Annotated in this window: 15 protein-coding genes; 11 read left to right on the top strand and 4 right to left on the bottom strand. The window is 67.8% G+C overall.

Features of this window, described 5'->3' with window-relative positions; translation table 11 throughout:
- Positions 1 to 221 precede the first annotated feature (221 nt).
- From NEF64_RS04570 to NEF64_RS04550, 5 genes are all read left to right on the top strand, one after another.
- A complete protein-coding gene (locus NEF64_RS04570) occupies positions 222 to 1775 on the top strand; it encodes an ATP-binding protein (RefSeq protein ID WP_166746192.1) in 1554 nt (517 codons plus the stop codon).
- On the top strand, positions 1772 to 2368 hold the full coding sequence (locus NEF64_RS04565) for a response regulator transcription factor (protein WP_031393582.1): 597 nt from the start codon (positions 1772 to 1774) through the stop codon (positions 2366 to 2368). The genes NEF64_RS04570 and NEF64_RS04565 overlap by 4 nt, the downstream gene beginning before the upstream one ends.
- A gap of 23 nt (positions 2369 to 2391) precedes the next feature.
- Positions 2392 to 2763 (top strand): hypothetical protein, encoded by a 372-nt coding sequence (locus NEF64_RS04560; RefSeq protein WP_051916297.1) that lies wholly within the window; start codon positions 2392 to 2394, stop codon positions 2761 to 2763.
- A 58-nt stretch (positions 2764 to 2821) separates the two neighbouring features.
- On the top strand, positions 2822 to 4228 hold the full coding sequence (locus tag NEF64_RS04555; RefSeq protein WP_252574657.1) for a DUF2779 domain-containing protein: 1407 nt from the start codon (positions 2822 to 2824) through the stop codon (positions 4226 to 4228).
- Positions 4229 to 4365: 137 nt separating this feature from the next.
- Positions 4366 to 5508: an endo-1,4-beta-xylanase gene (locus NEF64_RS04550; protein ID WP_031393584.1), complete on the top strand. Its 1143-nt coding sequence runs from the start codon at positions 4366 to 4368 to the stop codon at positions 5506 to 5508.
- A 101-nt stretch (positions 5509 to 5609) separates the two neighbouring features.
- Here NEF64_RS04550 and NEF64_RS04545 read toward each other — a convergent pair whose 3' ends face one another.
- The gene (locus tag NEF64_RS04545; RefSeq protein WP_056407353.1) at positions 5610 to 8999 is read right to left on the bottom strand and encodes a TonB-dependent receptor; all 3390 of its coding nucleotides are present in this window, start codon (positions 8997 to 8999) and stop codon (positions 5610 to 5612) included.
- Positions 9000 to 9156: 157 nt separating this feature from the next.
- On the opposite strand from NEF64_RS04545, the gene NEF64_RS04540 reads away from it, so the two are divergent.
- Genes NEF64_RS04540 through NEF64_RS04520 form a run of 5 tightly spaced genes read left to right on the top strand, consistent with a single transcriptional unit; the run spans position 9157 to position 16838 of the window.
- Entirely contained in the window at positions 9157 to 10683 is a 1527-nt protein-coding gene (locus tag NEF64_RS04540) for a tryptophan halogenase family protein (RefSeq protein WP_414711873.1), read from the top strand.
- Positions 10680 to 12083: a tryptophan 7-halogenase gene (locus NEF64_RS04535; protein ID WP_082446935.1), complete on the top strand. Its 1404-nt coding sequence runs from the start codon at positions 10680 to 10682 to the stop codon at positions 12081 to 12083. The genes NEF64_RS04540 and NEF64_RS04535 overlap by 4 nt, the downstream gene beginning before the upstream one ends.
- The gene (locus NEF64_RS04530) at positions 12080 to 13597 is read left to right on the top strand and encodes a tryptophan halogenase family protein (protein WP_056407347.1); all 1518 of its coding nucleotides are present in this window, start codon (positions 12080 to 12082) and stop codon (positions 13595 to 13597) included. Before NEF64_RS04535 ends, NEF64_RS04530 begins: the two co-directional genes overlap by 4 nt.
- Positions 13594 to 15096: a tryptophan halogenase family protein gene (locus NEF64_RS04525; RefSeq protein WP_082446953.1), complete on the top strand. Its 1503-nt coding sequence runs from the start codon at positions 13594 to 13596 to the stop codon at positions 15094 to 15096. Before NEF64_RS04530 ends, NEF64_RS04525 begins: the two co-directional genes overlap by 4 nt.
- A complete protein-coding gene (locus NEF64_RS04520) occupies positions 15096 to 16838 on the top strand; it encodes a glycoside hydrolase family 9 protein (protein ID WP_056407345.1) in 1743 nt (580 codons plus the stop codon). Before NEF64_RS04525 ends, NEF64_RS04520 begins: the two co-directional genes overlap by 1 nt.
- A 3-nt stretch (positions 16839 to 16841) precedes the next feature.
- Here NEF64_RS04520 and NEF64_RS04515 read toward each other — a convergent pair whose 3' ends face one another.
- Both NEF64_RS04515 and NEF64_RS04510 read right to left on the bottom strand, forming a co-directional pair.
- Positions 16842 to 17882, bottom strand: a complete 1041-nt coding sequence (locus NEF64_RS04515) for a cupin-like domain-containing protein (RefSeq protein WP_056407343.1) — start codon at positions 17880 to 17882, stop codon at positions 16842 to 16844.
- 72 nt (positions 17883 to 17954) lie between these two features.
- Positions 17955 to 19073 carry an SGNH/GDSL hydrolase family protein gene (locus tag NEF64_RS04510; RefSeq protein ID WP_235516422.1) on the bottom strand — a complete coding sequence of 373 codons (1119 nt, stop codon included), beginning with the start codon at positions 19071 to 19073 and terminating at the stop codon, positions 17955 to 17957.
- 226 nt (positions 19074 to 19299) lie between these two features.
- Between NEF64_RS04510 and NEF64_RS04505 the strand changes: the two genes are divergently transcribed.
- Positions 19300 to 20274, top strand: coding sequence for a glutathione S-transferase family protein (locus tag NEF64_RS04505; protein WP_056407339.1), 975 nt, complete (start codon positions 19300 to 19302; stop codon positions 20272 to 20274).
- Here NEF64_RS04505 and NEF64_RS04500 read toward each other — a convergent pair.
- A complete protein-coding gene (locus tag NEF64_RS04500) occupies positions 20266 to 20505 on the bottom strand; it encodes a formate/nitrite transporter family protein (protein ID WP_261362625.1) in 240 nt (79 codons plus the stop codon). The genes NEF64_RS04505 and NEF64_RS04500 overlap by 9 nt on opposite strands.
- Between the last annotated feature and the right edge of the window lie 9 nt (positions 20506 to 20514).

The raw sequence follows: 20514 nt of genomic DNA, 5'->3' as shown, positions 1-20514 counted from the left end.
GCGCCCGTTACGCGGTGACGATTCCGCGATCGCGAGACACTATGGGCTGGCATCGATACATTCCCGGGGCTGGCTCACGATCATCATGGCCATCGCCGCCGCGCCGAAAACCCGGGAATTTCCCCGATGGCCTATCGGCGCCGGATGCGGCTAGGCAGCCCTCAATGCCGCTGCCTCCCTCTCCGCCCCGCCTCTCGATCGGTGCCGTAGCCGGCAAAACAGTGCCACGATTGGCCGACCTTCCCTGGCTCATCGGCTATGCAGCAGCGTTTGCGGCCGCGCACCAGGCCGCGGCAGGATGGGGCGGTCAGGGCTTCTACTCGCTGCTCTATCCCGCCGCTGGCGTCAGGCTGGCGCTGCTGTGGAGCCGTGGCCCGCGGCTGACGCTAGCGGTGATGGCGACGGAACTGATCGTGCAGACGATCGCCGGCATCATCGTTCCGGGCCAGGCCGGCTGGCTGACCGCGGCAAACGGCGTCGCCCGGCCCGCGCTGACCTATGGCATCGTCGTCTGGCTGGTCCGCCACGTCGCGGCGCGGTCGCAATCGAGCCTCGGCGTCGCGCCGATGCCGCTCGGCCTCGCCGCAGTCACCGCGCCGGTCGCGGCGACCATGGCGGCGCTGCCCTGGACCTTGTTCAGTCCCGAATTAACGGGCGTCTCGGGCCTTCGTCAGACGGTGGCATCGCTGACGGGCTTTGTCGTCGGCGACCTGCTCGGCGTGTTGCTGATCGCCCCGCCCTTGCTCTGGGTGGTCCATGCGGGGCAGGACCGGCCCCGGGCACTGCACCGCCCGACGCTCCGCCAGCTTGCCGGACTGGCCGAAGCGGCCCTCGTCCTCGGCGCAGCGATCGCCGCGAGCACGCTGCTGGCCGAGATCGGGCTGGGCGTCCCCGCCGCCCCGGCGCTGCTCGCGGTCGCCTGGATCGGTTTGCGTTTCGGCCGCACCGCAGGCTGGTGCGCGATCGTGATCGTGGCGGCGATCGTCCTTCCCTTTACCGCGACCGACCTGCCCGTCGCGGAACGGCTCGCCTTGCACATGAGCCTCGCATCGATCGTCGTCGTAGGCTACCTCGCGGGCAGCTTTGCCGATGCGCAGGCGCGGGCGCAGAGCGACCTGTCGCGCCGCGACCGCATGCTGTTCCAGGCGGAACGGCTGAAGACGCTGCGCGCGATGTCGGTGGCGGTGATCCACGAGATCAGCCAGCCGCTTTCGACGCTGGCGATCGAGGCCAAGCACCTGCACGAGATCACCGTCGCCGCCGATCCGGACATCGCCCAGACCGCCGCGCTGATCGACCGCAAGGCGGCGGCGCTGTCCACGCTGGTCCGCCGGCTGCGTCGTTTCGGCGGTCGATCGGTCGACGAACCGAGCGCCCTGCCCCTGTCCGCGCTGGTCGAGACCGTCACGGCATTGACCCGTGCCGAAGCCAGGGCGGCGCGGGTCGTGGTGGAGGTGTCGCCGATCGATCCCGACCTGGTCGTCTTCGGCCAGGAGATCGAGCTCGCGCAGGCGGTGGTCAATCTGGTCCGCAATGCGGTGCAGGCGTGCGACGGTCGTGTCGCACTCTCCGCCCATCAGAACGATGACCGGGTCGTGGTCATGGTCGTGAACCGCTGCCCCGATCGGCGGGAAGCACGCCCCGGCATGGGCGTCGGGGCGCTCGTGGCGCGGGCGATCGTCGAAGCCCATGGCGGCACGGTGGAGCGTGTCACGCACGCCGACGGCACCATCTGCGCGACGCTATCCCTCCCGCGCCCCGGAGCCGAGCCATGACACTCCCCGCCAATCAGCCGGATCGTGCCGCCGTCTATGTCGTCGATGACGACCATGACCTCGGCGCGGCCGTCGCACGACTGCTCTGCCGTCACGGTCATGCCGCCGAACCCTTTCTCGACCCGGTCATGCTGCTGTCGGTCTACGCTGAAGCACCGGCGCTGTGCATCGTCACCGACATCATGATGGGCGACCTCGACGGCTTCGGCTTTGCCGACCGCGTGCGGATGATCGACCCCGCGGTTGCGATCGTCTTCATGACCGCGTGGCCGACAACCGCGAATGCCGTGGATTCGGTGCGGCGCTATGGCGGCCTCGATTATCTGGAAAAGCCGCTCGACGAGACACGCCTCCTCAGCGCGGTCGACGAGGGGGTCGCATGGTCCCGGCGCCAACGCAGCATCCGCGCACGAACCGCAGCCCTGTCGGCGCGCGAACGTCAGGTGTTCGACCTGCTCGTGCAGGGACATAGCAACAAGGCCGTTGCCGACATCCTCGGGCTCAGCCCCAAGACGGTCGAAGATCACCGCGCCGCCATCGTCGCCAAGACCGGCACCAACGGTCTTGCCCAATTGATCGCGCTCGCGCGGTGACCGCACCCTTTGACGGAGGTTTCATGCCGACCACCACGGCGATCGACGAGACGATGATCGAACGGGCCATTCTCGATTTGCTCAAGACCCGCCGCGAGATCTATCCGTCGCATATCGTCGGCGAATTGCGGCGCAGCCATGCGGGACTGCCGTTGGACCGCACGCGCGACGTGCTCGAGCGCCTTTTCATCGAACGACGCGTCGCGCGATTATGGCATCGCTACATGCTCCCGGCGGACGTCGAGCCGGTCCGCGCCAAATGGCTCGGCCTGATCGAACGCCAGGCCGAACGGATCGACGCGGTCGCGGTCGATCCCGCAACGTCGCGCGACGCGCGGGACCTCGTGATGCGCTGGGACGGATGGTCGATGGAGGGGTGTGATTTTGCCGCCTGACACGCTCTCGCCATCGCGCCTCGCCGCGTTCGAGCGGTGCCCGCGGCAATTGTGGCTAATGACGTTTCGGCCCGACAGCGCAGGCCTGGCGGACGATGCCGCCGATCGTCGGGCGACCGCGCATGTGATTGCTGCCGAGGCGCGGCGGCAAATGCCTGACATGGTCATGATCGACCCCGCCTCCGGTCGATCGGCAGCGTCAGCAGCGACCGGCGCAGCGATTGCGACGCGCCAGACCATCGCGGGCGCGCAGTTCCTGCACGACGGCGTTCAGGCGATCGTCGATATCCTCGAACCGGATGGCGACGGCTGGCGCATCATTGCCGTTCGCGGTTCGACCAAGGCAAAGCCGGACCATCTCGCCGCACTCGCGACTCAGGCCTGGGTCGCCGCCGCCAACGGCCTCCGCATCACATCGGTTCACGTCCGCCACCTCAATCGGGACTTCACACTGGACCGCTCGGGGGACCGCGGCGGGCTGTTCGTCGATACCGACGTGACCGCGGTGGTTGCGCCGATCGTGGCGACACAAGGCGCGCGCATCGGTGCGGCCAAGGCCTTGCTTACACAAAGCGAACCTGCGGCGATCGTCGGCGATCACTGCCACGCGCCGTACGCTTGCGCCTTCGTCGACCACTGCCATGAAAACTTGCCCGCAGGTCCGTACTGGCCCGTGACGATCCTGCCGCGCGGCGCAGGCAAAGCGTTCCTGCGCCGCGGCATCGACGACCTGACGCTCGTCCCAGTCGAGGATCTGCGCTCCGACACCGACCGCCGCGTCCACCGCGCCACGATGACTGGGCAGGTCGAGCATGATCCCGCGGGCGCTGCGCAGGCGATGGCCGGCTGGTCGTATCCGCGCATCTGGCTGGACTTCGAAACCGTCAGCGACGCGGTGCCGGTCTGGCCCGGCTGCTCGCCCTATGAGCAAAGGCCGTTTCAATTCGTCGCGGATGTCGAAGCCGCTGACCACGGCATCGTACGGCGCGAGTTTCTCGATCTGAGCGGCGATGATCCGCGTCGCGCCTGTGCCGAGGCGCTTGCCGCACTGCCACGGACCGGCGCGGTCATTGCCTGGCACGCCTGTTTCGAACGCGACGTCGTGCTGCGCCTCGCGCGTGCCTACCCCGATCTCGCCGCCGTGCTCGACAATCTCGCCGCGCGCATCGTCGACCTGCTGCCCGTCACCCGCGACCATTGGTACCACCGGGACCAGCGCGGAAGCTGGTCGATCAAGGCGGTCCTGCCGACGATCGCACCGCATCTTGATTATGCCACGCTGGCCGTACGGGACGGCGGCGACGCGGTCGCGGCGTATCGCGAAGCGGTCGACGTCGCATCTACGCCAGAGCGCCGCGCCGAACTCGATGCCGCCCTGCGCCTCTATTGCGGCCGGGATGTTGAGGCGATGCGGGTCGTTGCAGAACGGCTGATTGAACCGGGCCCGCCTTCCCCCGTTGCATAGACACGTCCAGGGCCCGCTTGCCACCGAACCGTTGCGTCTTCGGCCATCCAGTTTGCGTATCAAACCAGAGGCTTCGGGATTGACCTGTTGCGGAGAAACCGCCAGCGTTAGCGCTATCATAAAAGAGAGGATGTGCTGTGGAAATTACGCGACGCACCGGGCTGGCGATGCTGACGGGTCTTGCCGTATCGGCCGGCGCCCGTGGGACGGCCGCACCCGCGCCGACCGGCCTGCACGGCATCGCCGCGGCCAAGGGGATGCGGGTGGGATCGAGTTTCGCATGGGGTGCCCCGGGTGCCGATCGCGGCTCGTTCGCGAACCCAGCCTACGCCAACCTGCTCAAGCGCGACTGTGGTCTGCTCGTGGCCGAAAACGAGATGAAGTGGCAGGCGTTGCGGCCGAGCGCGACCGCCTTCGACTTTGCCCGCTTCGATGCGATGATGGCATGGGCGGACGCCAACGCACTGCCGGTGCGCGGGCATAATCTGCTGTGGCATCAGCCCAAATGGATGCCGCGCTGGGAAGAAGCGCATGATTTCGGCGCGACCCCCGCGCGCGCCGCCGAACATCTGCTGGTCGATCATATCACCACGGTATGCCGCCGCTATGGCACGCGGATCCGCAGCTATGACGTGGTCAACGAGGCGGTCGATCCCAAGGATGCGAGCCTGTACCAGACCGCTTTGTCGCGCGCGCTGGGCAGCCCCGAGGCAACGCTGGACCTCGCCTTCCACACCGCGCGCCGCGTCGCGCCGCACGCGCAGCTGGTCTATAACGACTATATGAGCTGGGAACACGGCAACGCCACGCACCGCGCCGGCGTGCTCAAGCTGCTCGAAGGGTTCAAGGCGCGCGGCGTGCCGGTCGATGCGCTGGGCGTACAGTCTCACCTCGTCACCCAGGGGATCGACGCGCGCGCGACGATCGCAGGGCTCGAGGGCGAGTGGCGTCGCTTCCTCGATGCGGTCACCGCGATGGGCTATGGCCTGGTGATCACCGAGCTCGACGTCCGCGACAACGCACTCCCTGCCGACTTCACGGTCCGCGACCAGGCGGTGGCCGATTTCACGCGCGGCTATCTCGACGTGATGCTCGCCTATCCGCAGCTTCGCGACGTGCTGCTGTGGGGAATGACCGACCGCTATAGCTGGATCGAGGGGTTCGAGCCGCGCAAGGACAAGGCCCGCCGCCGCCCCTGCCCCTATGACGCCGCGTTCAAGCCCAAACCGATGTACACAGCGATCGCCGCCGCGCTTGCTGCCGCCCCGCCCCGCACCTGACGCCCAGACAAAAAAGGGCGCCGCGATTGTCGCGCGGCGCCCAGGGGGGAGAACGGGAAGAAAATCGGGAGCGTCGGCCGAACCGCCCGACCCTTTCGCGCTTATCTGAACGATGCGCGGATCGAGAAGGTGAAGCGGCGATCCGCGATGAACCAGTTGCGCGGCCGCGTCAGCAGATCATCGTTGATCACATATGACGTGCGCGTGATCGAGTTGGTCAGGTTGACGCCCTGGAACCCCATCTTGATCGCTGGCGTCACCGCGTAGAAGATCGAGGCGTCGAGCTGCCCGTATTTCTCCGCGTAGACCGGCGAGTTCGGCACGATCACGTCGCGGATCGTCAGCAGGTTCTTGGACCGCCAGTTATACGCGGCGCGTACCTCCAGCCCGTTACGCTGATAGAAGGGCGCGAAGTTGAACTGGTATTTCGACAGCCCCTGCAACGGCAGCCCGCTGGTGTCGACGTTGGAGATGATCCCCGCTGTGACGTTGGGATCGTCGGAGTCGAGATTCTGCTGCGACACGCCCGACGATTTCACGTAGGTGAAATTGGCCGCGAGACCGAACCCGCTCAGGAACCCCGGCAGGAAATCATAGGTCTGCTGATAGCCGACCTCGAACCCCTTTACGCGACCCGTCTCGGTCGAGTTCAGCGGGGTCGTGATGATCCCGTCGAATGTCGCGCCGTTGTTGGTGAAGCTCTGACGCTGCAGGCTGTTGGTCTGCACGCCGTACAGGTCCTTCTTGAACAGCGACAGCGTGAGCTGGCCGACATTCGAGAAATACCATTCCGCGGTCACATCGTAATTGTCCGCACGGACCGGCTTCAGAAACGGGTTGCCGACCTGGAAGGTCGCGACCGGCGCACCATTGAACAGGATCGTCTGGTCGCTCGTGTTCAGATTGATGTTGTAATAGGACCGGGTCAGCCCGAAATCCGGCGGAGCGACGCTCTTGGTGAACGCCGCGCGGAATTGAAGACCGCCGCCCATCGCCAGCTTCACGTTGAAGCTCGGCAGGAAATAGTCGTAGCTCAGCTTGGCGTCGTTGGGCGTCGTGCTGCCGTTCTGGAACGCCGCCGCGGCGTCGCGTACGGCTTGGGGCAACGCGCAGAACCGCGAGACCGGCTGCCCGTTGGTCGGCGCGACGCAGCTGAACGACTGTTGCGGGAAGGCGAAGAAGCCCGACGAGACGCGATCCGTCTTGGTGTACCGCACACCGATATTGCCGCTCAGGTTCCAGCCGTTCGACAGGTCGTTGCCAAATCGCGCCATCGCATAGACCGCGTTGTTGCGCTCGCTGACCGGGTTGATCTCACCGGGCAGGAACGGCGTCCCGGCGACGACACCGGCACGGCTTGCCAGCGGCACCCAGCCATTGGCACCCGACAGGTTGCTCGTGAAGTTGCGCCATTCCTGCGCGATCTGGCTGATCGCCTGCGTCGCCGCGCCATAATCCTGGAGGAACGACCCTGGCACGAACACGCGCCCGCCGTTCGACGAATCGTTCGCCTTGCCGCGGAAGAAGTTGTCGTAGAGGAAGGCCTGCTGCGGGCCGAGATTGCCCGTATTACGCGTGACGGGATTGCCATCGATCGGGCGATCGAACCAGACCGGGCCACCTGGGCCGGTCGGCGCCGCTGCATTGTCCTGGTTGTTGCCGCCGCCCCAGATCTCGCTGAGCACGCCCCAGTTATAGCCGGTCGAACGCGCTTCATTCTGGCGATCGGCGAAGCGATAGCCGACGCGGACCGAGGTCAGCCAGCTATCCTCCGGGAAGGAATAATCGAGGTCGATGCGCGCAGCATCCTCGTTGCCTTCGCTGTCCTCGATATGGTCCATCGCCGAACGGTAGAAGTTGTTATAGGCGTCGAGATAGCTCGGGTGCGCGGCGTTCTGGTAATTGTTCGGCGTGTTCGTCACGGGGATGAAGTTCACATAGGCCGGGTTGGTCCCGTCGAGCCGGATATCGGCATTCTGGAAGGTCGTGCCCCAGACCGTCAGGTCGGTGACCTTCACCTGCGACCAGACATGCTGGTAGTCCAGGTTGATGCCGAGCCGGTTCGTCGCCTGCCACTTCAGGTTGAAGCTGGCGTCGTTGGTGCGGAAGCGCGACTGGTTGCCGCGCGAGATGTTGTTGCTCTGCAGGCCGTTGCTCGGCGTGCGCTGGTCGCCGCCGTTCGCCGGATCCTGATCGGCGCGATAGCCGTTCGGGCCGGTGATGATCCCGCTGGTGAAGACGTTATCGTCGTCATAGGCAAAGCTGGTGCCGGGGAAGGGCTGCGTGTCGCCTGCCGCCAGCACGTTGTCGGTCGCGACCTCGATCGAATTCTCGGTCCACGCCTCGCGCGAGTCGGTCCGCAGGAACTGCGCGGTCGCGGTCATCGACTTGTCGGGGCTGCGCCACTGGCCGGCGGCCGAATAGCCGTAGCGCGTGCGGTTGAATTCCTGGCTGCGGATCGCCGCGCCGCGGGGCACGTAGACGGTGCGGCCGGTGTTGACCACGCCGGTGGTCGCGTCGACCGGCTGCAACAGCGACCCGTCGGCGCCGATCACGCGCTCGCCCCAGTTCGAGATCTGGACGCTGTCGGCGCGGCTGCGGACCTGCGAGCGCACGAAGCTGGCGAGGACCCCGAAGTCGCCGATGCCGGTTTCCCAGCGGTTGCTGCCGAGCACCGAGACCGTCGGTGCCGACTTCTTGACGAAATCGCCGTAGTTGTTCTCGAGCGTCCCACCCAGCACCAGTCCGGTGGAATCGAACGGCAGGCGCGTGCGCAGATTGACCGAGCCGCCGATGCCGCCTTCGATCATGTCGGCGGACGGGCTCTTGAACACGTCGACGCCGCCAAGCAGTTCGGCGGGCACGTCGGCGAAGGACAGGCCGCGGCCGTTGTTCGCGCTGAACGAATCGCGGCCGTTGATCTCGGAGCGCGTGTAGCTGAGGCCGCGGACGGTGACGCCCGACCCTTCGGTCGCGAAGTGATCGGGATCGGCACCGGCCGAGAAGCGGCTGATCGACACGCCAGGCACGCGCTGCAGCGCTTCGGTGACCGAACGATCGGGCAGTGCGCCGATGTCTTCGGACGAGATCGAATCGCCCACGACTTCGGAATTGCGCTTGATCGCCTGCGCACTCTTCAGGCTCTGGCGGATGCCGGTGACGACGATGTCCTGATCGGCGGCTTCGTCCTGCGGCGTTGCGGTCGACTGCTCGGCCTGCGTCACCTCGGCATCGCCCGAGGGCACCTGCCCGTTGGCGGAGGGCTGTGCCGCGCCCGCCTGGGGCGCCCCGGCCACCGTCGCCGCAGTGCGATCAGAAGATGCGGTACGCCCGGCCGCGTTCGGCGTCAGCGTGGTCTGGCCGGCGGCGGCATCGGCTTGCTGAGCCAGAGCGCCGTTTGGCGCGGCGGCCAGGCACAGCGCAAGCAAGGAGGCACCACCTTTGAGGAGGTTCCCGCGACGCGCGGCGCGTGTGATCTCGAACTTGGCCATGACTCCCGGCATCCCCTCATTGTGTTAGCGCTATCATTTGTAAGCGCTTTTTTCTTACAATGTTTGGTAGCGAGAGGGATGAGTTCGGCCTAGACTGAATCGGACGGTTTTTTAGTGAATTGCTAGGCTTGTTGCATGATTGCAACATAGTCGGGGGGTGGAATTGGACGAACGTGCTCGGCTACGCATCGTTATCGTTGGTGGCGGTACCGCAGGCTGGATGACCGCGGCGACGCTCGGTCTCACGACCGGTACGCCGTCCGCGGCACGGCTGGCCGATATCACGCTGGTTGAGTCCGAGGAGATCGGCACCGTCGGTGTCGGTGAGGCCACGGTGCCACACATCCGGTTCTTCAATCAAAGACTGGGTATCGACGAAGCCGATTTCGTCCGGCGTACCAAGGCGACGTTCAAGCTGGGCATCGAGTTCTGCGATTGGGGTCGGATCGGCGACAGCTACATCCATCCGTTCGGCGATTTCGGCCATGACATCGACGGACTGCCATTCCATCAGCATTGGCTCCACGCGACCCGGGGCAAGCCGGATGAGACGCCCGCGCTCGCCGCCTGCTCGCTCCCGATCGTCGCCGCGCGTGCCGAGCGGTTCACGCCGCCGCTCGACGATCCGCGATCGGTCGGGTCGACCTATTCCTATGCGTATCAGTTCGATGCCGGGCTCTATGCCGCGTATCTGCGCGACTATGCCGAAGCCCGCGGCGTGACGCGGATCGAGGGTCGCGTCGAGCACGTCGAACGGGGCCCGAGCGGTATCGCGGCCCTTCGCCTGGCGGACGGGCAGCGGATCGAGGGCGATCTGTTCGTCGACTGTTCGGGGTTCCGCGCCTTGCTGATCGAAGGCGCCCTGAGGGCGGGACACGAGGATTGGGCGCACTGGCTGCCCTGCGACGCGGCCTGGGCGGTCCCGACGGCGAACGCCGGACCTCTCGTCCCCTATACCCGCGCCACCGCGCGCGACGCCGGCTGGCAATGGCGGATCCCGCTGCAGCATCGCACCGGGAACGGTCATGTCTTCTCGACCCGCTTCACTGATCCGGAACGCGCACGCGCGGTGCTGCTCGACACGCTCGAGGGCGAGGTGCTGGCCGAGCCGCGGATGCTGCGATTCCGCACCGGGCGTCGGCACCGCCAGTGGATCGACAATTGCGTGGCGATCGGTCTTTCCGCCGGATTCCTCGAGCCGCTCGAGTCGACCAGCATCCACCTGATCCAGCTCGCCATCGGCAAGCTGATCGAGCTGTTCCCGAACGACGCCGTGCTCGACCCTGCGGATGCCGCGGAATTCAACCGCGCGATGGCGCTGGAATATGATCGCGTCCGCGACTTCCTCGTTCTGCATTACTGCGCGACCGAGCGTGACGATACGCCGTTCTGGCGCCACATGCGGACGATGGACCTGCCCCCCTCGCTGGCCGGGAAGATCGCCGCCTTTCGCGATCGCGGCATCGTCGAACAATATCGCGAGGGCATGTTCCTGCCCGCAAGCTGGCTTGCGGTCTATTATGGCCAGCGAATCATGCCCGAACGCATCCACCCCCTCGTCGCCGCACTGCCCGTCGCGGACTCGCGCGCGCGTGTCGCGGCGGTCGCCGACGCCTGCCGCCGCACCGCCGAGGGGATGCCGACGCATGTGGACTATCTTGCACGGATCGGGGCTGCCGCGTGACAGCTACGGTCGCTGTGCTGGGCGCGAACCTGTGCGGCTGGATCGCCGCGGCGGCGCTGGCGCGGCGCTTGCCACGCGAATCCTACCGCGTGGTGGTGATCGACGACGGCACCGGCGGCGATGGCCTGGGCGATTTCGCGCCGGTGATCGCGGTGCCGCCCGCGCTCGCGGGCTTTCATGCCGATCTCGGTCTCGATGCGACGACGCTGGTCCGGATGACCGGCGGCGGCCATGCGCTGGGCGTCGCGTTCGGTGGCTGGCGGGCCGACGGCGCAGCGGCGTTCCTGTCCTATGGCGAGACCGGTGCGCCGCTCGAGGGAATCGCGTTTCACCAGCTCGCCGGACGACTGCGCGCGGCGGGGCACCCGGTCCGGCTGGCTGATCATGCGCTGTCCGCGATCGCCGCGCAGGCGGGCCGGTTCGCGCCCGGGGCGCCGATCGCGCACGCGCTGCATCTGCCCGTCGCGCCCTATGAAGCGCTGCTGCGGAAGGCGGCGATGCGGGCGGGAGCGGAACGCGCGTCCGCGGACTTCGTCGATGCCGAGATCGCAGCGAACGGCATTGTCGAGAGGCTGACACTCGCGGACGGTACCGCAGTCCAACCCTGGCTCGTCCTCGACTGTTCGGGAACCGACGCGCGCATCGCCAGCCGTACCAGCCCCGCGTCCGAGGACTGGTCCGGCTGGTTGCCGTGCGACCGGACGCATGCCGAGACGGTGCCCGCGCAGGGCGCGCCCCCGCCCTATACGCAGGTCGATGCGCAGGACACGGGCTGGACGGCAACCTGGCCGCTCGACGGCGCCGATGTCCGACTGACGTGCAGCATCGGGGGCACCGGCAAGCCGTTCCGCGCGGCGCGGCGGGTCGAGGCATGGCGCGGCAATTGCGTCGCACTGGGCGCCGCCGCGGGCCTGCTCGAACCGCTGCACCCGACCGCACTGACGCTGCTGCTGCGGTCGCTCGCGCAGTTGATCCAGCTCTGGCCCGCCGGACCGCAGGCACCCGTCGAAGCCGCCGCCTTCAACCGCACCGTGGCCGCGGCGCTGCAGGGCGCGCGAGACTTCCTGATCGCGCATTATGCCGTGGCCGGTCGCGCCGGCGCGCTGTGGGACGACCGCCGCACGGCATCGCTACCCGGACCACTGGCCGCCAAACACGATCTGTTTGCGGCGCGCGGGCGGTTGCCGATGTATGACGACGAAGTGTTCGAGGAGGAGGATTGGGCGGTGATGTTCGACGCGATGGGCCTCATGCCGCGCCGTTACGATGCGCGCGCGGACATAGTGACGCTGGCGGCGATCGAGCGGCATCTGGCCGGGCAGCGTGCGCGGGTCATCGCGCAGGTCCGCGCGCTTCCCCCTTATGCGCAGGCGATGGCCGCGTTGCGCGCGCGCGCATGACGATCGGCGCCCCCGTCCGCCGCATCGTCATCGTCGGCGGCGGCACGGCCGGCTGGATGGCGGCGGCCGCGCTTGCCCGGCTGATCCCGACCGGGGCGAGCATCACCCTGGTCGAATCCGACGCGATCGGCACCGTCGGCGTCGGCGAAGCGACGATCCCGCCGATCCGCGGCTTCAACGCGATGCTGGGAATCGACGAAGCCGAATTCCTCGCCGCGACCGCGGGGAGCTTCAAGCTCGGGATCGAGTTCGTCGACTGGGGTGCGCTTGGCGAGCGCTATCTACATCCCTTTGGCGGGTTCGGTTTCGATATCGAGGGTGTGCGCTTCCACCAATATTGGCGTCGCCGCCGCGCCGCCGGGATCGTCGAGGATATCGAAGCCTATTCGCTGTGCGCGGTCGCCGCGCGCGCGGGACGGTTCATGCCCCCCTCGCCCGACCCGGCGTCGGTCCTGTCGCAGATGGCGCACGCCTATCATTTCGATGCGGGGCTTTATGCACGCTTCTTGCGCCGCCGCGCCGAGCGCGACGGTGTCGTGCGCGTCGAAGGCGATGTCGTCGACGTCACGCTCGACGGCGAGACCGGCCATGTCCGCCACGTCACGCTGGCCGGCGACCGCGTCATCGAAGGGGACCTGTTCCTCGACTGTTCGGGGTTCCGCGGCCTGCTGATCGAGCAGACGCTGGGCGCGGGCTATGAGGATTGGACGCCCTGGCTGCCCTGCGACCGGGCCGTCGCGATGCCGACTGCGAACGCCGGCCCGGCGATCACCCCCTATACCCGCTCGACCGCGCGCGCGGCCGGCTGGCAATGGCGCATCCCGCTGCAGCACCGCACCGGCAACGGCTATGTCTACAGCAGCGCGCATTGTTCCGACGACGAGGCCGCGGCGACGCTGCGCGCCGGGGTCGACGGCACCCCGCTTGCCGAACCACGCCTGCTGCGGTTCACCGCGGGACGGCGGCGCAAGCAGTGGATCGGCAACGTCGTCGCGCTCGGCCTTGCGTCCGGTTTTACCGAACCGCTCGAATCGACCAGCATCCACATGGTCCAGACGGGCATCTCGAAGCTGCTCGCCCTGTTTCCTGACCAGGGCTTCTCGCCGGTCGAAATCGACACCTATAATCGGCTGGCAGCGACTCAGTTCGACCAGGTCCGCGACTTCCTCATCCTCCATTACCATGCGACGCGCCGCGATGATTCGCCGTTCTGGCGCGAGACACGTGCGCGGGCGATCCCCGACAGCCTGAGCGAGAAGCTCGCCTTGTGGCGTCGCCGCGGACGGCTGTTCCGCTGGGAGGATGATCTATTCGCGGAGGCGAGCTGGGTCGCGGTGCTGCTGGGCCAGGGCATCGTTCCCGACGGCTGGGACCGGCTTGCCGATGCGGTCGATGCGCGCGAGGTCGATGCACGGTTCGACCGGCTGCGCGCGATGTTCGCCGATGCCGCATCGCGAATGCCCCGGCACGAGGACTATCTGGCCCGCATTTGCCCGACGCGGGTGCGCGCTTGACCGGCACGCTCGGATCGGTCGTGATCGTCGGCGGCGGCACCGCGGGCTGGATGGCCGCGGTCGCGTTCGGCCGACTGCTGGGCCCGGCCGGGACGCGCGTGACCCTCGTGGAATCGGACGACATCGCCACGATCGGCGTCGGCGAGGCAACGATCCCGCCGATCCGAACCTTTCACGCGATGCTCGGGATCGACGAGGACGCCTTCCTCCGCGCGACCGGCGGCAGTTACAAGCTCGGGATCCGTTTCGAGGGCTGGACGCGCCCGGGCGAATCCTACGTCCATCCGTTCGGCCAGATCGGGACCGACATCGCGGGCGTGCCGTTCGCCGCGCAGTGGCTGCGCGCCCGCCAGGCGGGTGCTGCCGACGCGCTCGGCGCCTATTCGCTCGAAGCCCGCGCCGCCGAAGCCGGCCGCTTCTCGCGCCCGATCGCGAACGGTGATTCACCGCTGTCGCGGATCGGCTATGCCTATCATTTCGACGCAGGCCGCTACGCCGCGTTCCTGCGCGCGCAGGCCGAGGCGCACGGCGTCATCCGCCGCGAGGGTCGGGTCGACCGCGTCGAGCGTGGCCCCGCCGGAATTGCCGCAATCCATCTCGCCGATGGCAGCCGTATCGAGGGCGACCTGTTCCTCGACTGCACGGGGTTTCGCGCGCTGCTGATCGAAGGCGCGCTGCAGGCGGGCTGGACCGACTGGTCACAGTGGCTGCCGTGCGATCGTGCGGTCGCGGTCCCTTCGGCCGCCGACGCCGCGCCGCTCGCGCTCACGCGGGCGATCGCGGAACCCGCCGGCTGGCGCTGGCGTATCCCGCTGCAGCATCGCACCGGCAACGGGCATGTCTTCTCCAGCCGCCACACCAGCGAGGACGAAGCGACCGCGACGCTGCTCGCCGGGCTGGACGGTGAGGCACTGGCCGACCCGCGCGTGATCCGCTTCGCCACCGGGCACCGCACCCGGTTCTGGAGCGGCAACTGCATCGCGCTCGGCCTGGCGGCGGGGTTCATGGAGCCACTGGAATCGACCAGCATTCATCTGGTGCAGAGCGGGCTTCAGCATCTGTTGCGGATGCTGCCGGCGGGCGGTCCCCCTGCCCCGGCGATCGTCGACCGGTACAACCGCACGATGACCAGCGAGTTCGTCCGGATCCGCGACTTCCTTGTCGCCCATTACCACCTCAATTCCCGTCCCGAACCCTTCTGGCGCGAGCGCGCGGCGGCGCCGATCCCGGATGGCCTCGCCGAAAAGCTCGCGCTGTTCCGCGCCGGCGGACGCATTTTCCGCGAAGCGGACGAGCTGTTCAACGAGGTCAGCTGGCTTGCTCTGCTGACCGGACAGGACGCACCCGTGACCGGCCATGACCCAATCTGCGACGCGCTGCCGATCGCCATCGCGGCAAAGCGGCTCGCTCAGATAGAACGCGTCGTCGCCACCTCGCTGACGCACATGCCCCCCCATGCCGACGCGCTGGCACGGTTGGGCCAGGACAGGACAATCTGATGCCCATCGCCCTCTTCCTTGCCGCGGCCGTCATCAACCTCAACCAGCTCGGCTTCCGTCCCGAAGACCCCAAGCTTGCGATCGTCGCCGATCACGCGACTCGGCCGCTCGACTGGGTCGTGGTCGACGACGCCGGCAAGACCGTGCTGACGGGACGCACCAGCGTCGGCGGTGACGACGCGGCGTCGGGCGATCATGTCCATGTCGCGCGCTTCACCGCGCTCACCCGCCCGGGCAACTACCGGCTGCGCGTCGACGGGACCGAAAGCGGCCGCTTCCGCGTCGGCCGCGACGTCTACGCCCCGCTCGCGCTGAACGCGCTCAACTTCTTCTACCAGCAGCGCGCCGGCACGCCGATCGACGCGCGCTGGGTGGGCAAGCGCTGGGTGCGCGCGGCCGGCCATCCGCGCGAAGTCGCCGCCTGTTTTTCGGGCGCGGACGAGAAGGGCAATGTCTGGCCCGGCTGCCCCTATACGCTCGACGTCACCGGCGGCTGGTACGACGCGGGCGACCACGGCAAATATGTCGTCAACGGCGGCATCGCGGTGTGGACGCTGCAGAATCTCTACGAGACCGGGCTTGCGCGTCGCGTGTTCGCCGACGGTCAGGCGCGGCTGCCAGAAGCCGGCAACCGCCGCGACGACCTGCTCGACGAGGCGCGGTGGGAGGTCGAGTGGATGCTGCGGATGCAAGTCCCCGCGGGCACCCGCGTCGCACTCCCCGTCGGCCCGCATGATCGCTCCGGCAGGCTTGCGCTGACGCCGGTCGACGCGGGCGGCATGGCGCATCACAAGGTCGCCGACGCGCGCTGGACGACATTGCCGACCGCACCCGCCGACGACAAGGAACCGCGGCTCCTCTACCCGCCCTCGACCGCGGCAACGCTCAATCTTGCCGCGGTTGCAGCGCAGGCCGCGCGGCTGTGGCGGCCGATCGATCCCGCCTTTGCCGCGCGGTGCCTTGCCGCCGCGCGCGCCGCCTGGACCGCAGCGCAGCGCAACCCCGCGATCTTCGCGGCGCAGGGATTCACCGGCAGCGGCGGCTATGGCGACGAGACGCTCGACGACGAACGCGCCTGGGCTGCAGCCGAGCTGTTCGCGACGACCGGCGATACCGCCTACCGCGCAGCGCTGCCGACCGGCGCGACCGGCGAACCCGGCTGGGCCAGCGTCGCACCACTCGGCATGATCACGCTCGCGACCGCCAGCGGCGTGCCCGCGACGATCCGCGATGGTGCGCGTGCGGCGATCGTCGCTGCCGCCGACGGATTCCTCGCCGAAACCACGCGCACCGGCTACCGCATCCCCTACGCGTCGCAGACCTATAATTGGGGGTCGAATTCCAGCATCCTCAACCGCGCGATGCTGCTTGGCCTAGCACAGCGTTTCACCGGCGATGCGCGCTACCGCGCCGGCGTCGTCGATGCGGCCGATTATATCCTCGGCCGCAATCCGCTGGGCCAATCCTATGTCTCGGGGACCGGCTGGAAGCCGCTGACCAACCCGCATCACCGGTTCTGGGCGCATCAGCTGTCGGCATCTTCGCCACCGCCGCCGCCGGGGGTGGTTTCGGGCGGCCCCAATAACAGCGCGATGGTCGATCCGGTCGCCATGACACTTAGGGGCCGGTGCGCGCCGCAACGCTGCTGGGCGGACGACATCAACGCCTATGCGCTGAACGAGGTGGCGATCAACTGGAACGCGCCGCTCGTCTGGGTCGCCGCCTATCTCGACAGCGACTGACGTTCAGCGGCGCTGGAGCGATTTCAGCAGATAGCCGCGGATCCGCTCGGTCCGGTCCTGGCTGGCCGGCCCGAGCACGCCGCGCGCGGGCGCGGGCAGATGATCGCCCGCCGCCGCCGCCTCGTCGGCGAAGACATAATGCTCGAACCACGCGCGCCAGCCCGCCTTCTCCGCCGCGGGCAGGTCGCGCACCGCCATCATCGCGTGCACCACCGCATGGAACGCCGACACACTCGAATCATAGGCGCGCCAATAGTTGCACAGCACGTTGAGCGTCCCGAACGCCTGGACGTGATGCCACCAGATCGCAGGGACGAAGATCGCATCGCCCGGCGCCAGATCGGCCACCACCGCGTGGCCGAGCGCCTCGGCATAGCGCGGATACCGCTCCAGATCGGGCGCGAGCGGATCGACCATGCTCGAAGGCGGCCCCGCCAGCGTCCGGTCGAGCGGCCCGAGGTAGAGATTGCCGACCTGATCGGGGGGAAACAGCGTGAACCGCCGCTCGCCCGCGACCACGCAGGCCAGATTGGTCGACCCGTCATAATGCGTCGCGGTCTGCGATCCGTTGCCGATCCACAACCGCGGCGTCGCCCCGCCCATCGGCAGGTCGAGCGGGTTCGCCGCCGCCCATCCCGGGAGATGCTCGGGCGCGGTCGCTGCGTTCGCATAAAGGATATGGCGTTCGGCTTCGGGGACGTCCGACAGGCGCAGCAACTCGCTCAGCAACACGCCGAGCGGCGCCTTTTCGCGGTGAAAGTTGAACCCTTCCAGATTATCGCCGCGATAGAAGAACTTGCCGCCGAACGCCGGGCCGCCGATCAGCACCTCCATCGGCTTGCCGCCATCGCCGAGCCCGGTCAGATACGCCGCCGTCGCGCGATCGCCACCCGCCGCAGCCCGGACGCTGGCCCAGTGCGCGACCTGACCGCGTAGCACGATCGGCGCGTCGCGCACCGCGATCTCGGCAGCAAAGGTGGCGGCGTCGACCGCGGCGCGTTCCTCGACACGGGCATCGGTGGGGGCAGGATGCGATATCGTCATCCCGCTGCGATAGCAGGATAATGCGCCGCGCCCTATTGCGTTTGCCGGCCCGACGAACCGGCCGTCCGTCGATCAGGGTCGCCGCGCCCATCCCGCGACGCGCGCGTCGATCACCGCCGCGATCCGGTCGGCAATCACGGTCTGATCCGCGAGCGAGGGGTGCGAGTGGCACCCGCTGAAGGAAAGGCCGTTGACCGGAACATAGGTGAGCCACGGCGTGCCGGATCTGCGCAAGGTCGCGGCGACCTTGGCCACCTCCGCCTGGATCTCGCCATTGGCCATGTCCGTGGCCCACAGCACGATCTGTGCGCGTGGATCGCGCGCGTGAAGCGCCTGCACGAAGCGCACATAGCGTCGTTCGTAATCGCCATGGAGCGCGTCGCGGTTCGCCCATGTCTCGCCGGCGTGAAGCGGTGTGGTGAAATCGTTGGTGCCGAGCGAGACGATAATCACCTGCGGATGCCAGCCGGGCGCGTTGGCACGGGATCGATGATCGAACAGGGTGAACGGATAGGCTTCTGGCAGCGTGTCGGCCGCGAACCCGCCATAGTTGCGCACCACCCCGCGCCCGGAGATCGCATTGACCGCGTAATCCGCGCCGTAGCGGCGGGCGAGGAGCGCACCAAAGCCGCGCGACGTATCCGTCGTCGCCCAGACCTCGTCCTGGGTACATTCGCGTTTGGGCGACGTCACACCATAGCCGACGGTATGCGAATCGCCGACGAACTCGATCTGCCGCGTGCGCTGCGGCAACCTCGTTCCGACCGTCCCCCGCTCGGCGAAGAACGGCCCGATGCCGGTCGGACCGGACTGGCTTTCCGAAGCGACCTCGATGCGCAACGCGTGGCGGCCGGCGGGCATCCCGGCGACGCGGTACAGGCCGGGAACCGGCTTGACGAGCGTGGTGATCCTGCGCCCATCGACGAATACGTGAAGTGCCACCTCGCCCGGCCCCACGTCGAACGATACCGCCGAGCCCCAAAACGCCGTCTCGGCATAACTGCCCGGCCATTGGCGGACAAAGCCGGCGCCTTTCCGCTCGAAACGGCCGTGCATTGTGGCCGGCAACAGCGTCAGCGCGACAGGCCTCTCGGTCACGCGCTCGACGCGAGGCTGTGCGGCAGCCTCGACCGTCGCCGCGAGGATCATCAACCCAGCCGCCATCCCTGCCATCCGACCATGCTTTGCCATTCAAGAACCTCCTACCGCTCCTGCACCTCCTATCCCTTTCGCGACGACCCGGCGACCGGCGTGGTGGACGCGACCGTCGACCTGCGGCCGCTGTTGCCTGAGCCGGGGCGACCGGTCCCGAACCCGCCGCCAGAGGCATCGCATGGGACAAAAAGAGCCTTTGGTCGTTCGTGAGGGGAAACGGTGGCGGATCTTGCTTGAGGTCCGATTTCGACGGAGGGATGACATGGGTAGAATGATCGACGGCGCGTGGCACGCGGGCAAGGTGACGGAAGACAGCAAGGGCGGCGCGTTCGAACGGCAGGATGCGGGCTTTCGCGACTGGCTGACCCCGGTGGGGAGCCCCGGCCAGGACGGACAGTCCGGCCATCCGGCGACGCCCGGTCGATATCACCTCTATGTCAGCTATGCCTGCCCCTGGGCGCACCGGACGCTGATCGTGCGCGCGCTGTACGGGCTGGACGACGCGATCGGTGTCTCGGTGGTCGACCCTGTCATGCTGGACAATGGCTGGACCTTCGGCACGAACCGCGGCGGCAGCGGCGATCCGCTGCACGACGCCGAGTTCCTGTGGCAGTTGTACGCCCGCGCCAGGCCGGACTATTCCGGCAAGGTCACCGTACCCGTCCTGTGGGATCGTGAGACCGACTCGATCGTGTCGAACGAATCGGCGGACATCATCCGGATGCTCGCGGCGTTCGGCGGATCCGGACCGGACCTCTATCCTCAAGCCCAGCGCCAGCAGATCGATGAGGTCAACGACCGTGTCTACGACACGGTGAACAACGGCGTGTACAAGGCCGGCTTCGCCACGACGCAGGACGCTTACGAGGCGGCGGTGCGCCCACTGTTCGAATCGCTCGACTGGCTGGAAGAGAGGCTGTCCGGCAGCGACTGGCTGGTGGGCGAGGCGATGACGGAGGCCGATATCCGGCTCTTCACCACGCTGGTCCGCTTCGATGCGGTCTATCACTTCCATTTCAAGTGCAACGTGCGCCGCATCTCCGACTATCCGGCGTTGGATGCTTACGTCGCACGGATGCTGGCAGATCCGCGCATCGCCGCGACGGTGCATCTCGATCACATCAAGACGCATTACTACGCCAGCCACCGCGACCTCAACCCTTGCGGAATCGTGCCCGTCGGTCCTGCCCTCCCTTGGGCTCACCTCACCGCGGGAGGCGATCAGACGCTAACCTGACCAGCCGATTGGCAGCAGGGACATGTTGGCGATGGAATGCTCGAAGCCCGCGGCGACTAAGATGGCGACGGGGCCTATGATCACGGCGACGTTGCCCGACAGCGTTCTGGCGAACGTCGCCATCAACACGGCCAGACAGACCAGCATGTTCGCCAGGACACCCGATGTCAGCGTCGCGCGCGCAGACTTGTCCAGCTTCGAATCCATCGTCGCGTCTACAGCGTCGCCGATCGTTCATGC

Source organism: Sphingomonas aerolata, from assembly GCF_023935825.1.
Lineage (GTDB): Bacteria > Pseudomonadota > Alphaproteobacteria > Sphingomonadales > Sphingomonadaceae > Sphingomonas > Sphingomonas aerolata.
The sequence above is the reverse complement of the archived record's forward strand: the minus strand, read 5'-3'. Positions and strand labels throughout refer to the sequence as shown.